Origin of the sequence: Algibacter sp. AS12 (assembly GCF_046736315.1) — a bacterium.
GTDB lineage: Bacteria > Bacteroidota > Bacteroidia > Flavobacteriales > Flavobacteriaceae > Algibacter_B > Algibacter_B amylolyticus.
Genome location: NZ_CP151841.1, coordinates 51,482 through 72,789 on the forward strand (window position 1 = coordinate 51,482; position 21,308 = coordinate 72,789).

The 21,308-nt window shown below is 29.6% G+C and carries 13 protein-coding genes; 1 reads left to right on the top strand and 12 read right to left on the bottom strand.

Annotated elements, in window-relative coordinates; all coding sequences use genetic code 11:
• The first annotated feature begins 31 nt into the window (after window positions 1-31).
• Complete coding sequence (locus tag AAFN75_RS00245; RefSeq protein WP_411807712.1) at window positions 32-961, top strand: sigma 54-interacting transcriptional regulator; 930 nt, start codon at window positions 32-34, stop codon at window positions 959-961.
• On the opposite strand, the gene AAFN75_RS00250 is transcribed toward AAFN75_RS00245, so the two are convergent.
• The 12 genes from AAFN75_RS00250 to AAFN75_RS00305 all read right to left on the bottom strand — a co-directional run bounded on the left by AAFN75_RS00250 (window position 962) and on the right by AAFN75_RS00305 (window position 21,306).
• Window positions 962-1,642, bottom strand: a complete 681-nt coding sequence (locus tag AAFN75_RS00250) for a M48 family metallopeptidase (RefSeq protein ID WP_411807713.1) — start codon at window positions 1,640-1,642, stop codon at window positions 962-964. It abuts the gene before it with no gap.
• Window positions 1,643-4,987: a type I restriction endonuclease subunit R gene (locus AAFN75_RS00255; protein ID WP_411807714.1), complete on the bottom strand. Its 3,345-nt coding sequence runs from the start codon at window positions 4,985-4,987 to the stop codon at window positions 1,643-1,645. It abuts the gene before it with no gap.
• Between the two features lies 1 nt (window position 4,988).
• Entirely contained in the window at window positions 4,989-9,548 is a 4,560-nt protein-coding gene (locus AAFN75_RS00260) for a sacsin N-terminal ATP-binding-like domain-containing protein (RefSeq protein WP_411807715.1), read from the bottom strand.
• A gap of 18 nt (window positions 9,549-9,566) precedes the next feature.
• The gene (locus AAFN75_RS00265) at window positions 9,567-10,796 is read right to left on the bottom strand and encodes a restriction endonuclease subunit S (RefSeq protein ID WP_411807716.1); all 1,230 of its coding nucleotides are present in this window, start codon (window positions 10,794-10,796) and stop codon (window positions 9,567-9,569) included.
• Entirely contained in the window at window positions 10,786-13,380 is a 2,595-nt protein-coding gene (locus AAFN75_RS00270) for a type I restriction-modification system subunit M (RefSeq protein ID WP_411807717.1), read from the bottom strand. The genes AAFN75_RS00265 and AAFN75_RS00270 overlap by 11 nt, the downstream gene beginning before the upstream one ends.
• A gap of 111 nt (window positions 13,381-13,491) precedes the next feature.
• A complete protein-coding gene (locus AAFN75_RS00275) occupies window positions 13,492-13,776 on the bottom strand; it encodes a DUF6804 family protein (protein WP_411807718.1) in 285 nt (94 codons plus the stop codon).
• A gap of 4 nt (window positions 13,777-13,780) precedes the next feature.
• Window positions 13,781-15,127: a DUF4407 domain-containing protein gene (locus tag AAFN75_RS00280; protein WP_411807719.1), complete on the bottom strand. Its 1,347-nt coding sequence runs from the start codon at window positions 15,125-15,127 to the stop codon at window positions 13,781-13,783.
• On the bottom strand, window positions 15,124-17,190 hold the full coding sequence (locus tag AAFN75_RS00285) for a hypothetical protein (protein WP_411807720.1): 2,067 nt from the start codon (window positions 17,188-17,190) through the stop codon (window positions 15,124-15,126). The genes AAFN75_RS00280 and AAFN75_RS00285 overlap by 4 nt, the downstream gene beginning before the upstream one ends.
• Window positions 17,183-17,974, bottom strand: coding sequence for a hypothetical protein (locus AAFN75_RS00290; protein ID WP_411807721.1), 792 nt, complete (start codon window positions 17,972-17,974; stop codon window positions 17,183-17,185). The genes AAFN75_RS00285 and AAFN75_RS00290 overlap by 8 nt, the downstream gene beginning before the upstream one ends.
• A complete protein-coding gene (locus AAFN75_RS00295) occupies window positions 17,974-18,774 on the bottom strand; it encodes a vWA domain-containing protein (protein WP_411807722.1) in 801 nt (266 codons plus the stop codon). Before AAFN75_RS00295 ends, AAFN75_RS00290 begins: the two co-directional genes overlap by 1 nt.
• Window positions 18,767-20,152, bottom strand: coding sequence for a phospholipase D-like domain-containing protein (locus AAFN75_RS00300; protein WP_411807723.1), 1,386 nt, complete (start codon window positions 20,150-20,152; stop codon window positions 18,767-18,769). The genes AAFN75_RS00295 and AAFN75_RS00300 overlap by 8 nt, the downstream gene beginning before the upstream one ends.
• A 488-nt stretch (window positions 20,153-20,640) precedes the next feature.
• Window positions 20,641-21,306, bottom strand: coding sequence for a response regulator (locus tag AAFN75_RS00305; protein ID WP_411807724.1), 666 nt, complete (start codon window positions 21,304-21,306; stop codon window positions 20,641-20,643).
• Window positions 21,307-21,308 lie beyond the last annotated feature (2 nt).

The window sequence follows — 21,308 nt, forward strand, 5'->3', positions numbered from 1 at the left end:
ATATACGCAATAACAAACAAATAAATACGCGATGTTAAACAAAATATCAAATATTATAAAAAACGAAACCAAACAAAGAAAAGATGCTATTATTAAATTAAACTCTTATTTAACTAACCCTGGAAGGTTTTCAATTTTAATTTTAGGATCTAGAGGTACAGGAAAAGCACATTGGTTAAAAGAAATTCAAAGTTTACATAAAGAAGATGACAAGAATTTAAATGAACTAGTATTTATTTCTGCTTTTAACACTAATAAATACAATGAAGATGATTGGGTTAAACTATTTAAAACTGCAAATAAAGGTTTATTAGTAATTTCAGATATAGAGGAACTTAATAAAGAAAGTCAAGGTTTGTTATTTAATGGAATTTCTACAGGGCAAGGGGGAATGTTTGGTTTTAAAGAAAAGGAATTTGAAATAAGAATTGCATTTACATCAACAAAAGACATTACTACTTTACGTGATAATGAAACCTTTTTAACACATAAGTTCTTCGATAGAATTTGTCAATTTGCAGTAAAAATGCCAACTTTTCAAGAATCTAATATATTTATATGGGAAGATTTCCAAAAATCTTGGGATAAAATGGATTTTAAAAATCACAAAGAATACCCTGAAGACCTTAAAATCTGGCTAAAGAAACTAGAAAGCCCTTTGTATGGTAATTTTAGAGACTTAGATAAAATTGCTATTAATTGGCATAATTATAGACTTTTAGGTAAAAAAGAAGATAAAATTCTAGCTTTAGTGAGAGAAGACTTTTTCAATTATTATCATTACCCAGAACATAAAACAGATAAAGATAATATATTTGAAATTTCAAAAAACAGCGACTGGGATGGTAACCTTAAAAAATTTAGATTATTTTATAAAAACTACATTAAAAACAAATATGGTACCCTTAGAAAAGGAGAAAAAGAATCTAAAATGAGTTATAGAACCATGGAGAATTGGTAATTACAAATCCATACCAACACCATTAATCTTTAACCAATTTACTTGCTCGTCATAATTGGGTAATATTTTATCTACTTCGTTCCAAAAAGCTTGTGAATGGTTATTATAAATTAAATGTGCCAACTCATGGACTACAATATAATGTAATACATCAATTGGTGCCATGGCGCATTTCCAATGAAAATTTACGTTTCCATTTGTCATACATGATGCCCAACGATTTTGTAACTCCATGACTTTTATTTCATTTGGTTCTACGCCTAATTGATTTTTATAGCGTTCGATTATTGGATGAATTTTACTATTCAATTTATCTTTATAAAACTTAACAAATAGCTCCTTTGCTTTATGCTTATCCAATTTGTTTAAGAAGAATGCATTCTTTTTAAACTGAACACCTTCCAATTTTTCATCTACCAATTTCAATCGATAATTACGTCCTAGATATAAAAATGATTGTCCATTTACATATTCTCTTTCTACTGCATTCTCATTCAATTGCTCCCACTCTGCTAAATTTTTAAAGATTTGATATTCTTTTGCTTTTAGAATATCTCTAATTTCTTCATCTTTTAGTTTTTCAGGAACACGTGCAGATACAGTACCGTCTCGTTCTATATAGATACTTACTGTTTTACGTTCGCTTTTTTGAATAACTATGTCTAATCCTGATACTATCATTTACTTGATTAATTCTTGATGTCTACGTTTTGCTAAATTCATGATTTCCACACATAATTTTGCATGTAATTTTGAAACTTTATCAACGTCGTTAAATGAAATTAAATCTTCTACTTCTCCTTGTAATTTTCTAATTTCCGCTGGTCTTCCTCCCCAAAAGTTAGGTTTATTAATAGCGTCTTGTAAAAGATGTACCAATTCTTTTGTTAATTCTTTTAAAGCTACTTTTTCCGCTTCTGTTATTACTTCATCTTTAAACGCACTAAAGATTATAAAATCATAAAATGGTAATTCTTGTTCGTCTAAGCCTTCTTCTTCATTTTCTCCTTGTCTGCCTTTTGCTAAATCTTCTCTTACTTTTTCAAACTCTTCTACAATAGCATCCCAATTACCTTGATAACGTTCTATAATTTCTTCCATGCGTTTTAAGAAACGTTTGTATAAAGCTGGATCTTTATTGATATTTACTTTTATATGTCGCCTAATGGCATGTTCCATTTCCGATGCTTTAGATTTTGAGTTTTTACCCAATTTACCTACCTCTTTTGAAAAATCTTTAGACAATAAACTAACAGGTGCTACACGACTATCAATACCTAAAGTTTCTAAATGTGCATCTATCATTTTGCGCACTTTAGGTTTTGCCCATTTTAAGTCCATGCTTGGATCTTTGTAACGGTTTTTAATACGCACTAATAAATACCCAAAACGCTTAGCAGGAATATAATACTTTCTTGCAGCCTCAGAATTAAACAACAAATCTAAACTATCAAAAAAGGCTTTTATATACGTATCAAATTGTGCTCTAAAGGGAATAGATTCTGCTAACGTAATACAATCTTCTGCCAATTGAAATTCTTCATCCTTGTCAGGCATTCGTTGTTCTGCAAACTTTTTAAATTCTGTTATTCCTTTATCTGTAAACAACTGAAGCATTCTATTGTAACGTGCTTCTAAAACAGGAATTTCTTTATTAATATCTCTAAAATATTCCAATAATTCTTTAATATCTTCTTCATCTTCTGCTCCCCAAATATCTAAAGCATCTTTTAAATGGTTAGAAACACCATAGTAATCTACTAAAATACCATGTGTTTTATCTTTTTTAGTTCGGTTTACACGTGCTATCGCTTGCAATAAATCATGTTCTCTAATGCTTTTGTCTAAATACATGACTTGGGCAATTGATGCATCAAAACCTGTTAATAGCTTATCGCAAACACATAGGAATGCCACACCAGTTTCTGGTTTTAAATAATTACCCTCTTCATCTATACTATAATCAAAATCTTTTTTAAAGTTGTCAACCGCTTTTATTTCTTTAGCATTTTTACGAGCTGCACTTATAAACGCTTGTTCGTTATTATCTTGTTTGGTAACAATTGTACCAATCTTTAAAAATTCTATCTTTTTAATTAAATCTAAATCTGGTTTAGGCTTATTCCTTTCTACTTCTGCTCGTTCTTTTAAAGCTTCAGCTATTAAAAATTGATAACGCGCTGCTGCAACTATAGAACTTCCAACAACCATCGCTTTAAAACCATTTGGCAAAATGTCATTCACATAATGGTTTACTAAGTTCTTGGCAATTTTTCGTAAACGGTCCATGTTTTCCAAATAGGCTTGCATGGTTCCGTAACGTTTCTGAATTTCTTCTTTTTCCTCTTTGTTTTGTTTTTTAAAGACATCTTCAAATTCGTCATCAAAAGCCTTTTTGTCTTTAATATTATCGTTTGTAGTTTTACCAATATATATAATATCTAAAGTAGCACGATCATCTACTGCTTCTCTAATTTTATATGTATCAATAAACTCACCTGTTCCTCCAAAACGTTCGTGTGTTTTTTGTTTGTGTCTATCGGTTAACAAAGGTGTTCCTGTAAAGGCTATTCTTGTGGCATGTGGAAAAGCAGTAAATAAATTGTCTCCCATATCTCCACCTTGTGTTCTATGTGCTTCATCAATAAGTATGACTATTCTGTCAGATGTATTAACAACATCAAAAGGCTTAAATTCGGGTACTTTCCCTTCTTCTACAAAAGCTTTCATTAATGCTTTAGAATGTTTTAATTCTTCTTGCACAAATTTATGCACCATGACCATATTAAGGTTAGACGCATTTCCACTTAACTTTGGCACTAACTCTTTACGAGAACCAACAATATTAGCTTCTTTAAACTCATTGGTTAAACGCGCTGTGGCAGAGAGTTGTTTTTCTAAATCTTTACGATCTACCATCATAATCACCTTGTAATCTTTCAAGTCTGCTTGCGAACGTAACTTACGAACAAAGAACACCATGGTAAGCGACTTACCAGAGCCTTGTGTATGCCAAACCACACCAGAGCGTGTTTTTCCTGAAGTTTCGTTACGCATTCTATCTAATATTTTACCAACTGCTCTGTATTGTTGATAACGACAGACCACCTTAATTTCAATACCTTCCTTTATTTCCATAAATAAAGTGAAATGTTGCAAAATATCTAATAAGATTTCTTTGTTTAAAATGCCTTTTATTAAAACTTCTTGGCGTACTCTTGGGTCATTATGTAATCCGTTATTTTGATACCTAGCAGTTTCTTCTGCTTCATAGTTTAAAACATCTACATTTTTATACACTTCAGGAAAAATATCTTTCCAGTTTAAATAATACTCAAAATCGCCTGAAATAGAACCTACACGAGCTTCTTCGCCATGCGTTGCAATACTAAATAAGTTGTAATAAAATAAACGTTCTTCACCTTCTTTAATTCCAAAATCATCCTCACGTGTATTGGCATAACGCATTATTTGATCTACAGCACTCGAAATAGGATCTGCAACCTCTACATCTTTACATTCTACTACAGAAAAAGGCAAGCCATTTACAAATAACACAATGTCTGGAATAATACCTTCTCTTGGTCCACCAGGAGTAACAATTCTAAACTGATTAATAGCTACAAACTCATTGCTGTCCCAATCTTTAAAATCTATTAGTTTTACTAATGGATTTTCTTCTCCTGTGACTTCGTTTTTGGCAACTGTGGTTTTGGTAACACCAATTAATTTTTCAAAGACTTGCTTGTTAGCTTCTAATAACGATAAGTTTGCTTTTTCGGTTGCAATGGTTTCATTATATAAATCGTCTAACTGCTTCTCGGTTAACCACTCAACTCCATTAACACTATTTATCTTTTTAACCGCTTTTATAAACTCTTGTTTCAGTGTTACCTCTTTAAAACTAGATCGTAAACTTTTCGCCGGATTTTGTGGAATACCAAAACTCCCTTGGTCTATGATGCGCCAATTGAGGTCTTTTAGTTTTTCTAAAAAAGGTTTTTCGACGTTTATGTATTCTGCCATATTACTTCTCTTTTATTTTAAAATGTAAAGTATAATCCTTTGGTTGTGCTGTAAATGAATTATTTGATTCAAAACTTTCAGTAGTATCAAAATTAAAAGGACTATAAACTCTATAAATACCTTTGTTACTAACTAGAGCAAACTCATAAATGTCATTTTCTTCAATGCCATGCTCTTTTTCTGGTTGAGTTAAAATAAAAGAATTATCTTTTGATAATGCTTTAACTTCTACATGCTTCCAAATGTTGCTTTCGTTTTTATATGTGATATCATATTGCAAATCATCGTTGGGATTTGAAATATCAGAAAAACCAGAAACCCATTTTACATTTTTATTTCCATATTCTTTCTTGAAAGCTTTTAAAACTTTCTGTTCAGCTAATTTTCCGCTTAAACTCTTAGCATCATCATTTTTCTTACTATGGGTTTTACGAGTTTTCTTTCTTTTTTTCTTCTTTGATTTTTTTGGTTGCTTCTCTGTTTTTTCTAGCGAAGCATCAATTAAATCCAATGTTGTTTCATCATCATCAATTTCTTCTTCACTTTCAGTTCCTTTATCATTAGTATTATCTTTCAAATATGATTCTATAGTTTTCTCATTATCTACAAAATATAATAAACTTTTTATATCATTCTTAATATCATTTACATCAAAATTATATTTTAATAACAGCGATTTGTATTTATTTTCAATATTGACTTCTTTATTATTTTTTGCTTGAAATGTTATTGGAAGTTTTTTATTTATAAAGTCTGAAAGCACTTTTTTATAATCTATAACTATTGAAAATTTAGATTGATTGTTAAGAAAATTTTCTAAAGGTTCTAATGTGAATTTATCAATAAAACTTAAAAAATGTTTTTGTTCTTCTTTGTTTTCGTTTAACCAATACCATAATTCTTGCTTAATTAATTCTTCGTAATCTTCTCTAACATTTCGTATATTCTCAATATGCCATTTCTCAATGCCTTGCGGATAAATTTGTTCAACATTACTCCCTAGTTTTATTGTTAGATATTTAATAAAACTATAAGTTTGTTCATTATTACATTCTTCAAAATTAAATTGATTATACGAATTTGGAATTTCTATCGTTAATTTCTCTTCAATATAATTTATTAACTCTTCTTGTTTTGTAAACTCCTCTTTTAAAGGAATCCCTTTATGTTCAAAAATTGGTTTCCAAAAATTCATTTCAATAGCTGAAACACCAAAAAAACTAAGCACTACAGATAAATTTTCTTCATCAAAATCCTTTTTAATTAAATGCATGGTATCTTTAATATCATTTCTAATTAAAAATCTAAAGTCATTTTTTAAATCGGTTACTTTAAATTGAATACTCATTATCTCTGCAAAAGCATCTGAGAAATCAGATACTTTAAGCAACTCTTTTAAGCTATCATATTGTGGAATCTTTATAAAAAAAATGTTTTTAAAAATTACGAAATCATAATTTTCAAGAGCTATATTATTTTCTTTACTATAAGTGTATGTTGCACTTTCTACTAATTTAATTGAGGTGTTTTTTAAATAGTTAACGTTTTGTTGAATTGCTTCTTTGGTCAAAATTTCTTTTTTCAAGCTTTTACTATACAATCTATATGCTAATAAAGAAGGCTTTAGTTTTTCTAGTAATTTTTGAAATTCGTTATCTATTTCTGTGGAAACTTCATAATCATCATTTAAAACTAAATTAGAAGGGTTAATAATTTGAATTCCTAAATATTTTTCTAATTTATCTTGACCGCCTCGTTTGGGATAATTTAAAATAGGAATTGACTTCTCTATTTTTTTGGGCAATACACTATTATTAGCATAATAAATTTCTGAAGCAGGCAGTAAAACAGTTTCTCCATTTTTTTTTGCATATAATTCTAAACCTTCTGGTATATCAATAATTATGTCTTGTTCTTCTAATGCTTCAACAACAACTTTATATAGATTTTGAACTCCTTTTGGTTTAGTCCTATCAAATTGAGATGGTAAATCCAACAAAACTTTATATAATAATTCAGGGTGTAAAGTTTCAATAGTGTCTTTTGCACCTAATTGTATTAATATTGAATTTACAGTAATTGAATCATAACCATATTGTTTTAACCAAGCATAATCAATGGAAATACCTTTATTTATAATACTTTTAAGTGTTTCATTTGTATCTTGAATAATGTAAGAAGTGAAGATTTCATGTTTTAAAAATTGATATTTTATATAAGAAATTTGTGTTGAAATAACAGGTTTTTTTGTAACGTAAAACCAGTGTAAATGTTCCTCATTATTTTCTATTTGTTTTCTTAAAAAAGCATCTTTTAAAACTAATAGCAAGAGTTTATTTACATCTATTTCTTTAATAAGGTTAAAATCACTAATAAAAGACACTTCCGATTCTCTAGAAATTCTATTAATATCAAAATTATCTGGTTTTATAACTCCTTTAGAAAAAACTGTTTCTATGTATTCATTTTCTGCCCAGTTATTCGCTAATGATTTTTTACCAATTTTAATGTATTTATGTACACCTAACCATAAAAAAAACGTTTCAATTTCTTGTGTATTATCAATTATAAGTCCCCATTCATTTAAGGGTAATACATAATCGTCATCCTCATATAGGTCTTCAAAAATAATAGCTGTTATTGCTCCAGATGGATACGTTTCACTTAAAAAAAGAGCATCAGCACTTGTAACCTCATTATTTTTATTTAATAAAGGTACTTCGGTTTTAAGCACTTCTAATTTATTATCAATATTAGGGAAATTAATATATAATGCTTTTACCATTTCCTTTACTAAAACTCTTTTATCATTTTCAGTTTTAGCACTTGCAATCTCTTGTCTAGTTCCTGTTATTACTTTATCAATAACATTGTTACTATCATAAGGCTGTATATTAACTACATTTTTTATTGCCCTTTGAAATTCTCTTGATTCAGGTTCTTTCTTATCGAATCCATCTTTAATTTTTATTAAAATAGCGTCATATAAATCAGTGTTAATAAAATCTACCTTAATTTCATCTGGAATTTCAAATTCTTCCTTGGCTCTTTTTACTGGTGTAAATGTTGTAGTGGTTTTGGGTATAACTTCTTTCTTTTTTTGGTTAATTAAAAGAGAGAATAACTCTTCAGTAGTATCACTTTTATATACCTCATTTAATATTATTATAAGTTGTGCTCTTTGTGCTATACTTATACCTTTGCAAGATAGCTTGTCTATTTGTTCAACTAAATATTCTTTTTTATAGGTATCGTTTTTAAATTCATTTACAATTCCATCTTCTAATGGTAAAATAAGATCTGGAAGCGTGTCTTTAAAGTTATCCTTAAAAAATGAATTAAAATCATTGTTGTAGTATATTGCTTTACTAAGTGGTATGTAATTATTACTTATGGCAGGATATACTTTTGTTTCTTTTTTTAATTTATCAATTTTGGTGTAAAAATCGGCTATCAACTCACTATCCGTACTTTTTTCTAAAGGTGTAAGTAATTTAAAAGGGCGCCAATCTACTTGTTTTTTTGTTAAATGGACTGCACATTTTTTCAAAAGCTTTCTGAGTTTTTTTAAAATAAAAATATTAACATCAGAAGGGTTTAAATAATCTCTAGAGCTATTAAGTTCAAAAGTGCAATGAATAATACAAGGTAAAGACACAGAGACTTTTGTCGGAAAATAATTAAATAATTTATAATATCTATCTGATAAATCTTCTTGAAAAGCGATCTTTATTTGATATTTCTGTAGATCACTTTTTTCTTTATCTTGTAATTTTTCTGGTAGTGGTTTTTCTTTGGTAAAAACTTTCCAACTGGTTTCATTTATGGTAATTTCAGAATAATCTTCTTTTTCTTTACGCTGACTTGTATATGTTAGTTCTGCTTCTCCAAAAATTGAAATCACTAAAGTTTCTATATTATTTAAAAACAATAATAATTCTGCACACAACTCATTTACTTGCTTTTTAATACTGTCTGCAGCTGAAGTTTTATATTTTATTTCTACAATTGTTTTCCAATGGTTTTTATTTGTATCGTAGTTAATTGTAGGAATCGCTAAAACAGGAAAAGGAATGGCAGTATCTTTTAAACCTTTTGCCTGTCGTAATTCTTTTTTTTGTTCGTCTGTTAACTTTAATTTTTCTTCAAAAACTGTCTTCGCATTTTTTTCTGAAAATGTAACTTTACATTGATTTGAGTATATATTAATATCTTCTGCCCAATTTAACACCGAACGAAAACCTAGTCCTTTATTACCAATAAAATGAGGTTTGATTTTTGTGCTAAAATGCCCTAACATTATAGATTTTATACCAGAAGCCGAAAAAGATTCTCCCATATTTGCTATGGCAATCGTATTATTTTCTTTGTCCCAAGTTATTTGCGCTTTTTTAGAACCTGTATCATCTACATTTTGTAATAATTCTAATAATTGCCTGCTTTCGTATTCTTTAGCTAATTCTTTTTCATCAGTGTAATCTCTTATAATATGATCTCTATTATCTTTATAAAATTTGATTTTTTCTTTTATTAGATTATCAACGTCTTCTTTAAATGTCATAGCTACTTTTCATCTTTTTTAATCCACACTAACCGCAACCTTACCCGTTAACAAATCTTGCAGTAAACCTGCTTTTAGTTGTTGGTATTTGGCTAATGCTTGTTGTTCAGTTTGGATTTTGTCTTTAATCTTTTCTAGTCTAGAAGCTATCTGAATTTGTTCTTCAATATCTTTTGAAAAAGGAAGTTTTATTTTTAAAATATCTTTTAGTGTTATTCTTTTTAATGCACTACCAGATAACAAAGCGTATAAAGCTTTGTCGAAATACTCACTCTGTAATGCCCAAGATAAATATCTAGAATCAATAAGTTCATTGACTCTAATTATTGCAATTGAAGACAAGAGAACAATTTCTCTATCATCTTCAAAGTGAATCACTTTTCCTATTGTTCCGTCTTTAGACAACAAGACATCTCCTTTAATCGGACTACAATTTTGCCTTACTAAAAGTTTAAATACTTCAGGCAGTATTTTGGTACATTTATCATAATCGAAATTTGAATCACGCATATCTTTTACATTTCCGATAGGCAGTCCTTTTTCTTGAGGTATTGGACTAAAATGTGCCCCATCAGTAACTAATTTAGTTAGATTAACTAATTCCTCAACCTCCCAATCCCTAGGAATCAAACCCAAAGCACTCTCTTTATACAACTGTGGTGCCTCTTGTGGTGTTGGACGTAATTTACCTGTAGTAACATCTATACCACGTGTAAACAAATCGTGCATTAAGCCTTGTTTTATGGCTTGGTATTTGGCAATAGCGCTTTCGGTTTTTTCTATAACGTTATCTACTGTAGATAGGATTTTTGCTATTTTTTTTTGTTGTGGTAGTGGTGGAAATTCAATTTCTACACATTTTAAATCTGATAAGTTTAATTTACTTCTTGTACCACCTTTTATAAATGGTATAATATTTTTATGTACTACAGAATAAAAAATATAATCTTGACTATATCCTTTTTTTGCTCTTAAAATATGTGCATGATTATTAACCCAGCTTTTTCCGCTTATTTTATAAGCTATAGGTCTTTTTGAATACTCTTCAAAATTACCTCCATCTTCAGCCATTAATATTAAATCCTCATCAAATAAATATTTTGAAATATAACCTTGAACACCATTTGCTCCATAATAAGGAACACCTCCAGGAATTGCTGCTCGTTGCTCCCCATTTAATGGAATTCGCATATTATCAAGAATATCACAAGACTCTTCGACATTGTATACTTCCCAACTATCCTTCATAGCCCAATTCCATTAAAAAGTTATTTAATTGGTTGGCAGCTTCTTCTCTGCTATCTAAAATATTGACTAAAGTATTTTGGTATTTGGTAAAACGTGTTTCTAGTTCTGTAATTAAAGCACGTTCATAACGGTTTACATAATCCATTACGGTGTTGTGTAAAACTTCTTTAAAACGTGTTAGTATTAATACTTTGGCTTCTTCTGGTGTTATTTTTTCACGTGCTTTTGCAACTAAGTCTTCTTTTTTTGATTTTATTTCGGCAACGGCTGCTTTACAAGTTTTTAACTCGTTGGTGAGTTCTGTGTGTTTTGCTAGTTGTTGCTCTATGGTTGCTTTTTTTGTTTCGGCTTGGGTTTGAGCTTTTTGTTTTTGGGATAGTGCTTCGGTTAAAGAAGACCCTTCGACTGCGCTCAGGGTGACATCAGAACTAGCATTAGCCTTGATTCTAATTTTTAAAGCTTTAATTTCTTTCTTTAATTCTCGAATATCTGCGTTGTAGACTTTTATGTTGTCTTTTAAATCTTTTAATACTTCTTTTGGGAAGACTTCGTAATTATCTTCGTCAAACTCGCCTTCTTCCAATTCGTTTACTTCGTTAAATAACGCTTCTAATTCGTCGCGTCTGGCTTCGTTAGTAGCTAATTCTTCTAAAACTTCTGGGAATTGCGATTGTAGAATATCTTCCGCAGGAATTAATTCGGCATTCCAACCACTTGCTGCAATCGATTTTAAATCGGTTTCTAAAAAATCCCAATAGGCTGCAAAGGCACCTCTACTTTTGTGTAAATCTAAAATACCCAATGCACTAAAATCACTAGCAATGCTTATAGAAAAATCTCTGTATAAATCATACACATTTTTCTGTTCTGGTAAAGCTTCTAACTTCGATACATTGTTTGTCCACCAATCGTTTACACAATCTGTGTATGCTTTGCGTTTTTTATAAATGTCTTTATGCGCTAAAACAAGTGTTTTTAAATCTTCTTTGGCATCAATCCCTTTTATAAATTGATGATAATTTGCTTTAGAAGATTCCTCAAAAATACTTGCTCTTAATTCTGAGTAGTTATTCCAAAACGGTTGTAACTCGTCAACTTCTTCTGTTGGAATACCACCATGTAAATGTGCATTGATATCTTGTGATTCGGCAGGTGGACTGTTATCTACATACCTTCTAATATTAAAATTGTAGTCTTCTTTATCTAAATCTGTTTTAGAAATCTTTCTTGCATAGCCTTCTAAATTTTCTTTGTTTTTATAGATGTAGCTAATTTTAGCAATATCTTCTGGACGCAGTTTGTTTTGGTTTTTACCTTCTTTGTATTCTCTGTCGGCATTGATAAACAAGACCTCGTTACGTTGTGCAGCTCCTTTTTTATTGATGATTAATACGGAAGCAGGAATCCCTGTACCATAAAACAAACCAGATGGTAAACCAACCACCGCTTCTAAATACCCACGATCTACCAACCATTGACGCATGCTTTTTTCTTCACTACCTCTAAATAAAACCCCATGTGGCATTACAACTGCCATACGACCGTTGTCTTTTAAAACAGATACCATGTGTTGCACAAACATAAAGTCGGCTTTTTTCTTTTTAGGCATCCAGTAATGGAAACGATCACGGAAATTTTTAATATCGCTATAGTTTGCAGAAAATGGCGGATTCGCAATAACGATATCAAAACGTTTAAGCTCTCCGTTTTCTACGTGTAATGGATTAGCAATGGTATCTCCTTGCAGAATTTCAGCATCGAAAATATCATGAAACAGCATATTCATTTTACATAAAGACCATGTGGTACCGTTTAGTTCTTGTCCTGCAAAACTTAAACGAGACGCATCACCATAACGTGCTTCTACATAGTTTTTGTTTTCAATAAGCATACCACCAGCACCACAAGTAGGATCGTAAATAGACGATTCTTGTTCAGGTTCTAAAAGGGTAACTAATAATTTTACCACTTCGTTTGGTGTATAGAATTCGCCACCTTTTTTACCTGCACTATCGGCAAAATATTTAATTAAATACTCGTAAGCCGTTCCTAAAAGATCTGGAAACTCAAAACGATCGTCGGTTAAGGTCACTTTATTGAAATGTGTGATAAACTCTATCAGTTTTTCATCACTCAACGCATTTTTATTATTACCAATGGTTCTATTGAAATTCACATTGGTCAATACACCAGAAAGCTTATCCGGGTTTTCTTCTTCTAAAGCTTCTAAGGCTTTATTTAAATGATCTCCAACATCCTTTTTAAGGTGTAAAATACCATCGTTTACTTCTTGTCCTGCTTCGTTTTTGGTTTTGTAATTCCATCGTGCACGTGTTGGTACAAAATATTGGTAGGCGTTGGCACGCTCTAAACTTTGGTTTATTTTGTCTTCAGACAATCCTTTGGCTTGTAATTCTTTTAAACGCGCAGCACGATCTTGTTCGTATTTATCGCTTAGTCGTTTTAAGAATAACATTCCGAAAATATATTCTTTAAACTCTGAGGCATCCATGTTACCTCTTAATATATCGCAGGCATCCATAAGGAAACCTTCTAGCCATGAAAGGGTTAGTTTTTTGTTCATTGTTTGGTTTTATACTGTATTTGAAAAAGACTTTAAAAGTAACACTATTTATAATTTTTCAGCGTGTCTTATTACACAAATACTGTTAGTCTAGTTATAATTTAATAAAGTTTATTTTTTCTTAAAAACGCTTAAAACAAGAGTAATTCCTACAATAACATCTAAAATATTCCATAATCCCCTACCTAATGCAATTTTAAAAAAGGGCTGAAAAAGTAAAGCCAGTGCAGCATAAATAATCGTCTCTCTAGCATCTCCTTTTTCATTCGCTTTAAAGGCAAGAAAACCAAATCCTAGTAATGCTATAAAACGCACCAATTCAAAAAAACCATAAGGCATATCTAACAAGCACAAGAAAAATAGTATTGCTAAACCTATTTTAATAATTTTCTCCATTTATCTATGACTTAATTATTAATGATGGGTTATTTTTTACTTTTTCTAACTGCTCTTTTTTCCACTCATTAATAGCTTCCTTAGCAATTTCAGCCTGCGCACTTGCTATAGATTCTAATAGTGCTTTATTTGCAGTTAATTCGGCATTCAATTTTTGAGAATTTTTATCAGCATGAACTTTCACAGCAATATTAATTTCTTGATTTATATTGGACTGTAATAACAGTTGTTTCACTTTTGCCTCGTGTTTAATTCTATCCAGAATATCATCATAAGTACCTCTTTCAGTCATCATTTTAAACATAATCGGGGCTATTTCAATGAAAATAAAAAGTAAAGTAATTAACCATTTAGCATACCATACCACAGTTTTTTCAACTTCAACTTTAGCCAGTACTTTTTTTCCATCTTTAATCTCGTATGTAGGCACTTCTTCATACATTAAATTATCTAAAGCTTTTAACCTCGCTATTAACCCATCATTTTGAGCTTGTATAGTCTTTTGATTTTCAATATCTGATTGCGTAGCGTCTTCTCTACTTTGAATTTTGACATCTATATCATCAATAACACTATAGTCTTTTTCATTTAAAGTAGTTACATTAATTTTTGTATCAGTATATGCTTTTTCGGCATCGTCTGCTATTTTTTTCAAATCGTTATAGTATCCTCCCTTGCCTCGCTTACCACTAAATTTACCCAGATTCCATTCATCATTTTTATCCTTATTTGCGGCCTCCCAAAACGCTCTTTTATCCTCAACTAACACGCTCCTATTTGCTATATTCATCTGCAAATCATTTCTTTCCGTTTTTAACCTAGTTAAAATAGGATCATTCTCTCCACTTTGAATAATAGTATTATTCACTATTGCTATTTGCGTACTAATCTCTGCGTTTATTTCTTTCTCAAAAAGTTTTAACTCCAATGGGGTCGCTATTACAAAACCAAGTAACATAGCCATTATAAGCCTTGGTCCTGCTTCCATTAACTCCTGTCTAGATATTGTTTTTTTCCCATCACCAACTCCAAATGTTGAAACGATATATCGATCAAGGTTAAAAATTAATAAACCCCAAAACAACCCAAAAAACACGGCTAAAAATTCGCTTAATACGGTATAACCGATTAAAACATTATCCGCATTAAAGATCTCTTCTTTAAATGCCGTAAAAAACGCATATCCTCCTGCAAAAGAAGCCATTAAAGAAGTAAATATTATTGTTCCTCCAATACCGAAATATTTATTAGCATCTGTAGGTGCCTGTTTAAGAATGTCTAAATCGGCTCCAGAAGACCATAGAAAAAACTTGTATAGTTTCTGAAAAGGATATTTAATTATTTTTTTCATTTATTTAAATGTTTATGCATTTTGATTAAGACACTATCATAAATATCTGATAATGTAATTTTCTTTTTACTTATTCTTTTTATTAAGTCATTTTCGTTTTCAAACTTCGGAAACTCAAGTGAGTTTTTTAATTCTGTTGCATTTATTTCAATATTATTAAAAGTGACATTATTTGAAAACTGAATATTGTTAATTGTCAACAAATCTTTAGGTAAATTGGATTCTGAAAAATCGATATTTGTATTAATTTCAATTTTTGGAGCCTCAGCAAATATTTGTTTAACAATTGGTACAGGGAAGGGATGAGCAGTAATCTCTTTCTCAACTTCACTAAACAAACCTTTTGCAATTAATTTAAAAGTGGTTTCTTGACTAATGGGAACATGAGCTAAACCACTAGGTATAGTGCTATTAACATCAGGAATAATTTGAATACTTTGTGCTTCCTCTGTTTCCCATTTTAAATCTACATTATCAATTCCCTTGTTAAGATTAACTTCCCAATTAAATGACTTAATTACTGGTTCTATTATGCTTATTGTGATTTTTTCAGTGATTTTTTCATCAAAAAAACCAATAGCAGATAATATATATGTCGTTTTAATTGATGGCTCAACATCTATGCTACTTAAGATTGGAAAAGTGGTTTCTACCCCAGTTAATCGAACCTCTTTAGCATTTTCTACAATCCAATTTAAATTTACAGGAGAAAGAGAGCTTCTAGTATAACTAGACGCTTCAAATTTCACTATTTCAGGAATCAGTTTTATTGCTTTAATTTCAATAAAATCTTCTACAACTTGAAAATCATTCTTTATTTTTAAAACAATTTTTTTATTATCTTTTAATGATAATGTTAACGATTTCTGATGCAAAGGAACAAGTTTATCATCTATGTAAATTGCATTATATTTTTGATTCTCAAATGAAAATATGACTTCTTCATTTTTTTGATTGATAGCCGTTTTATTAGAGCTAAAACTTTTAATTAATGGTGTGTTTTCTAAAGATTGATTTAGATTTAAAAGTAAATCATTCCATTCTTTTGCTGTTAATCTTTTAGATTCGTTTTTATATCCTTTATTAAAAACAGTTTTAAATGCAGAAATTAACTCCTCTGCACCCCCATTCTCTAATTGATCTATAAAAGATAGTATTGTTTGATGTTGTTGTGTATTTTGTTCGTTAAAAAGTGGTGATTGGTAATCTATATTTGGCCACTCATTTTTATTTAAATATGATTGTTTTGTGTTATCATCTGTATCCGATAAAAAGAAGAACGGCATAACACCAAATATAACTTCAAAAGTTGCATTTGCTAATACCCAATATTCTTCATAAAGCCTATCGAGCGTTGTTAGACCTGACGAATCTTTTTTCTGTCCTATAATATTCCTAAAACGACTCCCAATCCAATGTCCTACTTTACCCACCGTAGTTGGTTTTCCTTGTATATCAAAATGAAATCCACTATCATAATCAATTATCGCTAATTGAATTCTATTAGTATTAAACCATAATGAATTTTCACTTAAGTCGGCATGAATAAATTCTATTTGATGTAAAAAATCTATTGTCTTTGCTAATTGGTAGGCTAAATACAACTTATCAGGAATACTTAAAACTTTGTAATCCTCTAAATTTGCAGTATCACTTCCGTAATCTTCATAATTTAGTTTTTGAAGATTGTATATTAAAAAAGCAACACAATGCTTTTCTGAAATAGCATCATATCCTTTAAATACAAGAAAAGGAAGGCCTAATAATTCTGGTAAGTCATGATATGTTGGTGTTTTTGTTTTTTCTTGACGCTTTTTTAATTTATCATGTAAAATTTTTATTACATCATAAGCATGCTGCTTGTGCTCTTCATCTGTAAATATTTTTAGAACGAACTCTGATTTTGAAATACCATCTATTGCTTGCACATGATGAACGGAACCAAAACCACCAGATCCTATAGGATTATCATCAAACTCAATTTTTGAAAAAGATAAAATATCATTTTCATTATTTTGATTTATCACAGATATATCTGTGATACTTGAAAGTGATTTAATCATTGTTTTTTAAATTATAATGATTTAACACTTGTTCTGTTATTATAAATCCTAAAGAAGCATCGTCTTCAAGGTAGTTTTCAAGTTTTAGTTTTTTGAGAATAGTATTATTAAACGTTATGAGTACATCTTTAAATAGTTCAGGGTTTTTATTTAAAATAAGAAAGTCATTTAATTCTTTTAAAATTAATTGAATAGCAGGATTTTCATTTCTCCAAAACCTATTCTCATTATCTTTTAAAATCACCTTATCTTCAAGTGAAGATATTCCATCGCTAAATAGTATTATTATATTTCCTGCTAAGTAATTTAAATTGAGTTCTATCTTTGAAGATGCTAGTTCTGGCTTATCACTATTATGGGAAACATGTTTTGTCAATGGACCATTAGGCGAAATATGAGGTATCATTAACTCACCATATCTATAAGGTTCTTCGGAATTCACGTTAGTTGAAAAATCCCCATGTAGATGGATTATCCCTCCATTGCCAAGATATTCTAACTGAACTTTATCTGATTCATTTTTGTTTATTGCGCTTATAAAAGTGGTACCCCCTATAATATTGTTTTCTTTTAATTTCGAAACCTCTTCATCCAAAATAACCTCAGATAGTCTTGAATAACCTTCACCTATAAATTGATTTACTATAACTTCTGCTACTTTTCCCGAATCTTCAAATTCGCCTATTCCATCGCAAAGCACTAAAGATTTTCTGCTTTCATCAATAGAAAAATCGGCATAATCTTGTTTTAATTTAACATCTATATGTTGTGCTGAAAAATACATTAATCTATTTTTGATACTGTTGATATACTTTTAATCATGTGTTTTCTGATTTCTTCGGGATCAATAGAGGTTACAAATAAATCAGAATTAGATGCGAATTTTTTAAATCGATTAGCAATTCTCTCTTCATATCTTCTAACCTTTCCAATAGTCCAAGGCTCATCATAATTCACCTCACCGGTTGTTTCATTACAAGAAAACCATTTTTGGCCATCTTCTATATGCGATTCCAAAAATTGGCAAGATATCGTCGTATTATCAATATTCTTTAATTCATTTACTACCTCTAGAGAAGCTTCATAATCTTGAATAGCACCATCAGACAATATTTGTAATAGTACTTGACAATTTTTATTTTTATACTTTTCGTTATATTTATTGATAATATTTTTAGCATGTTTTAATCCTTTACAAAGCTTTGTTCCTTTTGGTTCAATAAAATTTAAAGGATTAAAGGATTGGTTATGATTAATACTTTTAACACTTTTAGGGGAAAACACTTCTACAAACTCATCTGAAAAAGTTAAATAACAAATATCAAATGAACCAGAGTTTTTACTTTTATTTAATCTTTTAATTATAGATTTTATTCCTTTATCAATGTCTTCGGCTTTTGAAATTCCATTTTTTGAATCATCATTCATTGAATTCGATCCATCAATAATAAAAATAACTAATTGATAGAAAAGTCTTGGAATTACTAAATCCCCTAAACTTGCACTTAAAGCTGAAGTATTAATATTAAGCAAATCTATTTTACTCTTTTTATTACTTTCAATCTTTTGAATTTCTTTACTCATGCTTCACATATTTTTCTGTTAAAATTTCATGTTCCTGTTTTAAAAGTGCTTTCTGACTTTCAAAATACTCATTCCAATCATCAATTTTTAAAATTATTTGGCAAACTTCAGAAGATTGTATTAAAGATAATTCATTGAACAAATAATTATATTTTCCTTTAAGGGTTTCTAATTTTACTCTTAAATATTCTAATTCGTAATGCGTATCAACATCTGATACAGGGTTACCTTGTTTTAATTCATTCCAAAGATATCTCACCCTTTCAATATCATTGACTTTTACTGCATTTGTTAACTCATTAAAAATTCTTGCGGCCTCATTTTTATCTTCATAAATACAATTCGATGAATCAGGGTGACATAATTTTACAGCTTCTCTGTGCATTTTTTTGATATCAATTGCATCATCCTTATTTAACTCAGGTATTTCAATTTCTAATTCCTCTTGATATTCTCTGTTCTTTTTATTGAACTCTTCTTCAATTTTCTCAAAAGTATCATCTACAATACCATGTTTTTTTAATTTTTCGTAAATCTTCTTTTTGAGGGCTAGAATTTTTGAAATCATTGGATTGAGTTCAATAATATATCTATGATTAAATTGTTCAATTTGTGCTTCTATTTCAGTTTTTTCTATCTCTAAGGTTTCTATTTGGTATGAGAGAAGTTTTACTTGTGAAATAATTTGCTCTTTTTCGATAGCTGTAATATCAATAAGTTGAGTGTATTTTTTTTCAAAATTATCAATCTCAATAAATGCTAAATCATATTTTTCAGCTAATAGTAAATTTGTTATTGGATCTAGTTCTTTTATTATTTTTAGTTTATAGATATAAGGTTGAATATTTGAAGTGTCTCCTAAATCTACAAATGCTTTAATAAGTTTAAAATATTTAAATGCTTTGGAAACATCAAGTGCTTCTTCGTATTTATTTATTTTTCCAGAAAGTTCTTTTAAACGATCAAATTCTTCCACAAAATCATTAGACCTTTGCTGATTTCCTGAAACGATTGTTACTTCTTCATTATTTACTGTAAATGCTCTATTTGACCAATTAGCAGACCCACTAATTACTGTTCCATAATCGATAACACAAAACTTCATATGCATGAGTTGGTCATCACTTCCTATTTCTGCAAAAAAACCATTATCATCTATAAGCTGAAAGTTATTTCTACTTTCTGTATTAAACTTATGTTTGGTAATTATAACTTCAACAGAAATTCCCCTCTCTTGTAGCTCTAATAATTTTTGAAATAAACAAACATCTGTAAACCAAGCCACCGCAACAAATACTTTGGAACTTGCATTATCTAAATGTTCTAATATAATTTCCCTGACATTTGTTTGCTTAGTAAAATAACTATCTATCTGCATATTATATAATTATGATAAAAATTAATATTTTATTAAATCTCTGTGAGAAAAAATAATTTATTAAAAAAAGCAATTTAACAGATTTAACTTACAAAAAATAATTAAATATCATTATTAATGCTGTTAAAAATGATTCTAGATACCTAAATCTCTTCTTAAATTGAATAACTAACTTATCTGTAAGCTTCCCCTATAACCCAACCGTTTAAAAGTATAATTTTATATTTTAAATATAATTCTGTTATATTAATTTCTATTATCCTTAAAATTCAATAATCTATTAAATTGTAAAATCCAAGTAGGTTTCTAAAAAAAACACTACCCTTCAAAAAAGTATTCATGTATCTCTAATTTTATAAAAAAAGCATGTTTACAAAACATGCTTTTAAACTCTCCCTCAATATTGCTGAAAGCAATAGGTATTAATAGCGCTACAAACGTAAAATTTATTAGGACAGCCTTTTTACGGAATCCCGTACCCGTAAAAATTATATAAGACCTAAGTCTTTTACAATAGCCACTAAATGGATGGCATTGTTAGCTCTAAACTGAATTCGTAATTTATTTAGCCGCTTTTCCAAAGAGCTTAAACTACTAGGAGTGAGGTTATTATTTTTGAAGTATATACTGATTTGTTCTTGAGAGTGCCCTAATGATAACTGTTTTACCAACTCAATATCATAGTTATCAATTTCTAATTCGTTTTTGGGACTTAAAGCATTTTTTACTTCCGTAGACAAATAGGTGTCATTTTTTAAAACAGCATGAATAGCTTTTGATAGTTCTGAAAGCCCTCTTCTTCCTTTACAGACATAAGCATTTATACCAAATTCATTTAAAAGCATCCTTACTTTTTGAAGACGATCTTCTACCGAATACACAATAACTTTAATATGTGGTAATTCTTGTTTTAAGGTTTTAATTAAATCATCACCATTTGAAAACCGCTGATTCCGATGGTCTGATTTAAATGATAAGTCCGTAATAAGCAGTTCGTAAGGTGCATTATCTATAGAGGCTTTTTTTAACCTAAGATAGGCATCATCGCAATATTGTACTTGATTAATTTCTTTACATCCAAGTTCCATAAGCAGATTATGAATACCTCTGTGTATATCGTCCATATCTTCGGAAACCAAAACTTTGCTAAACATAT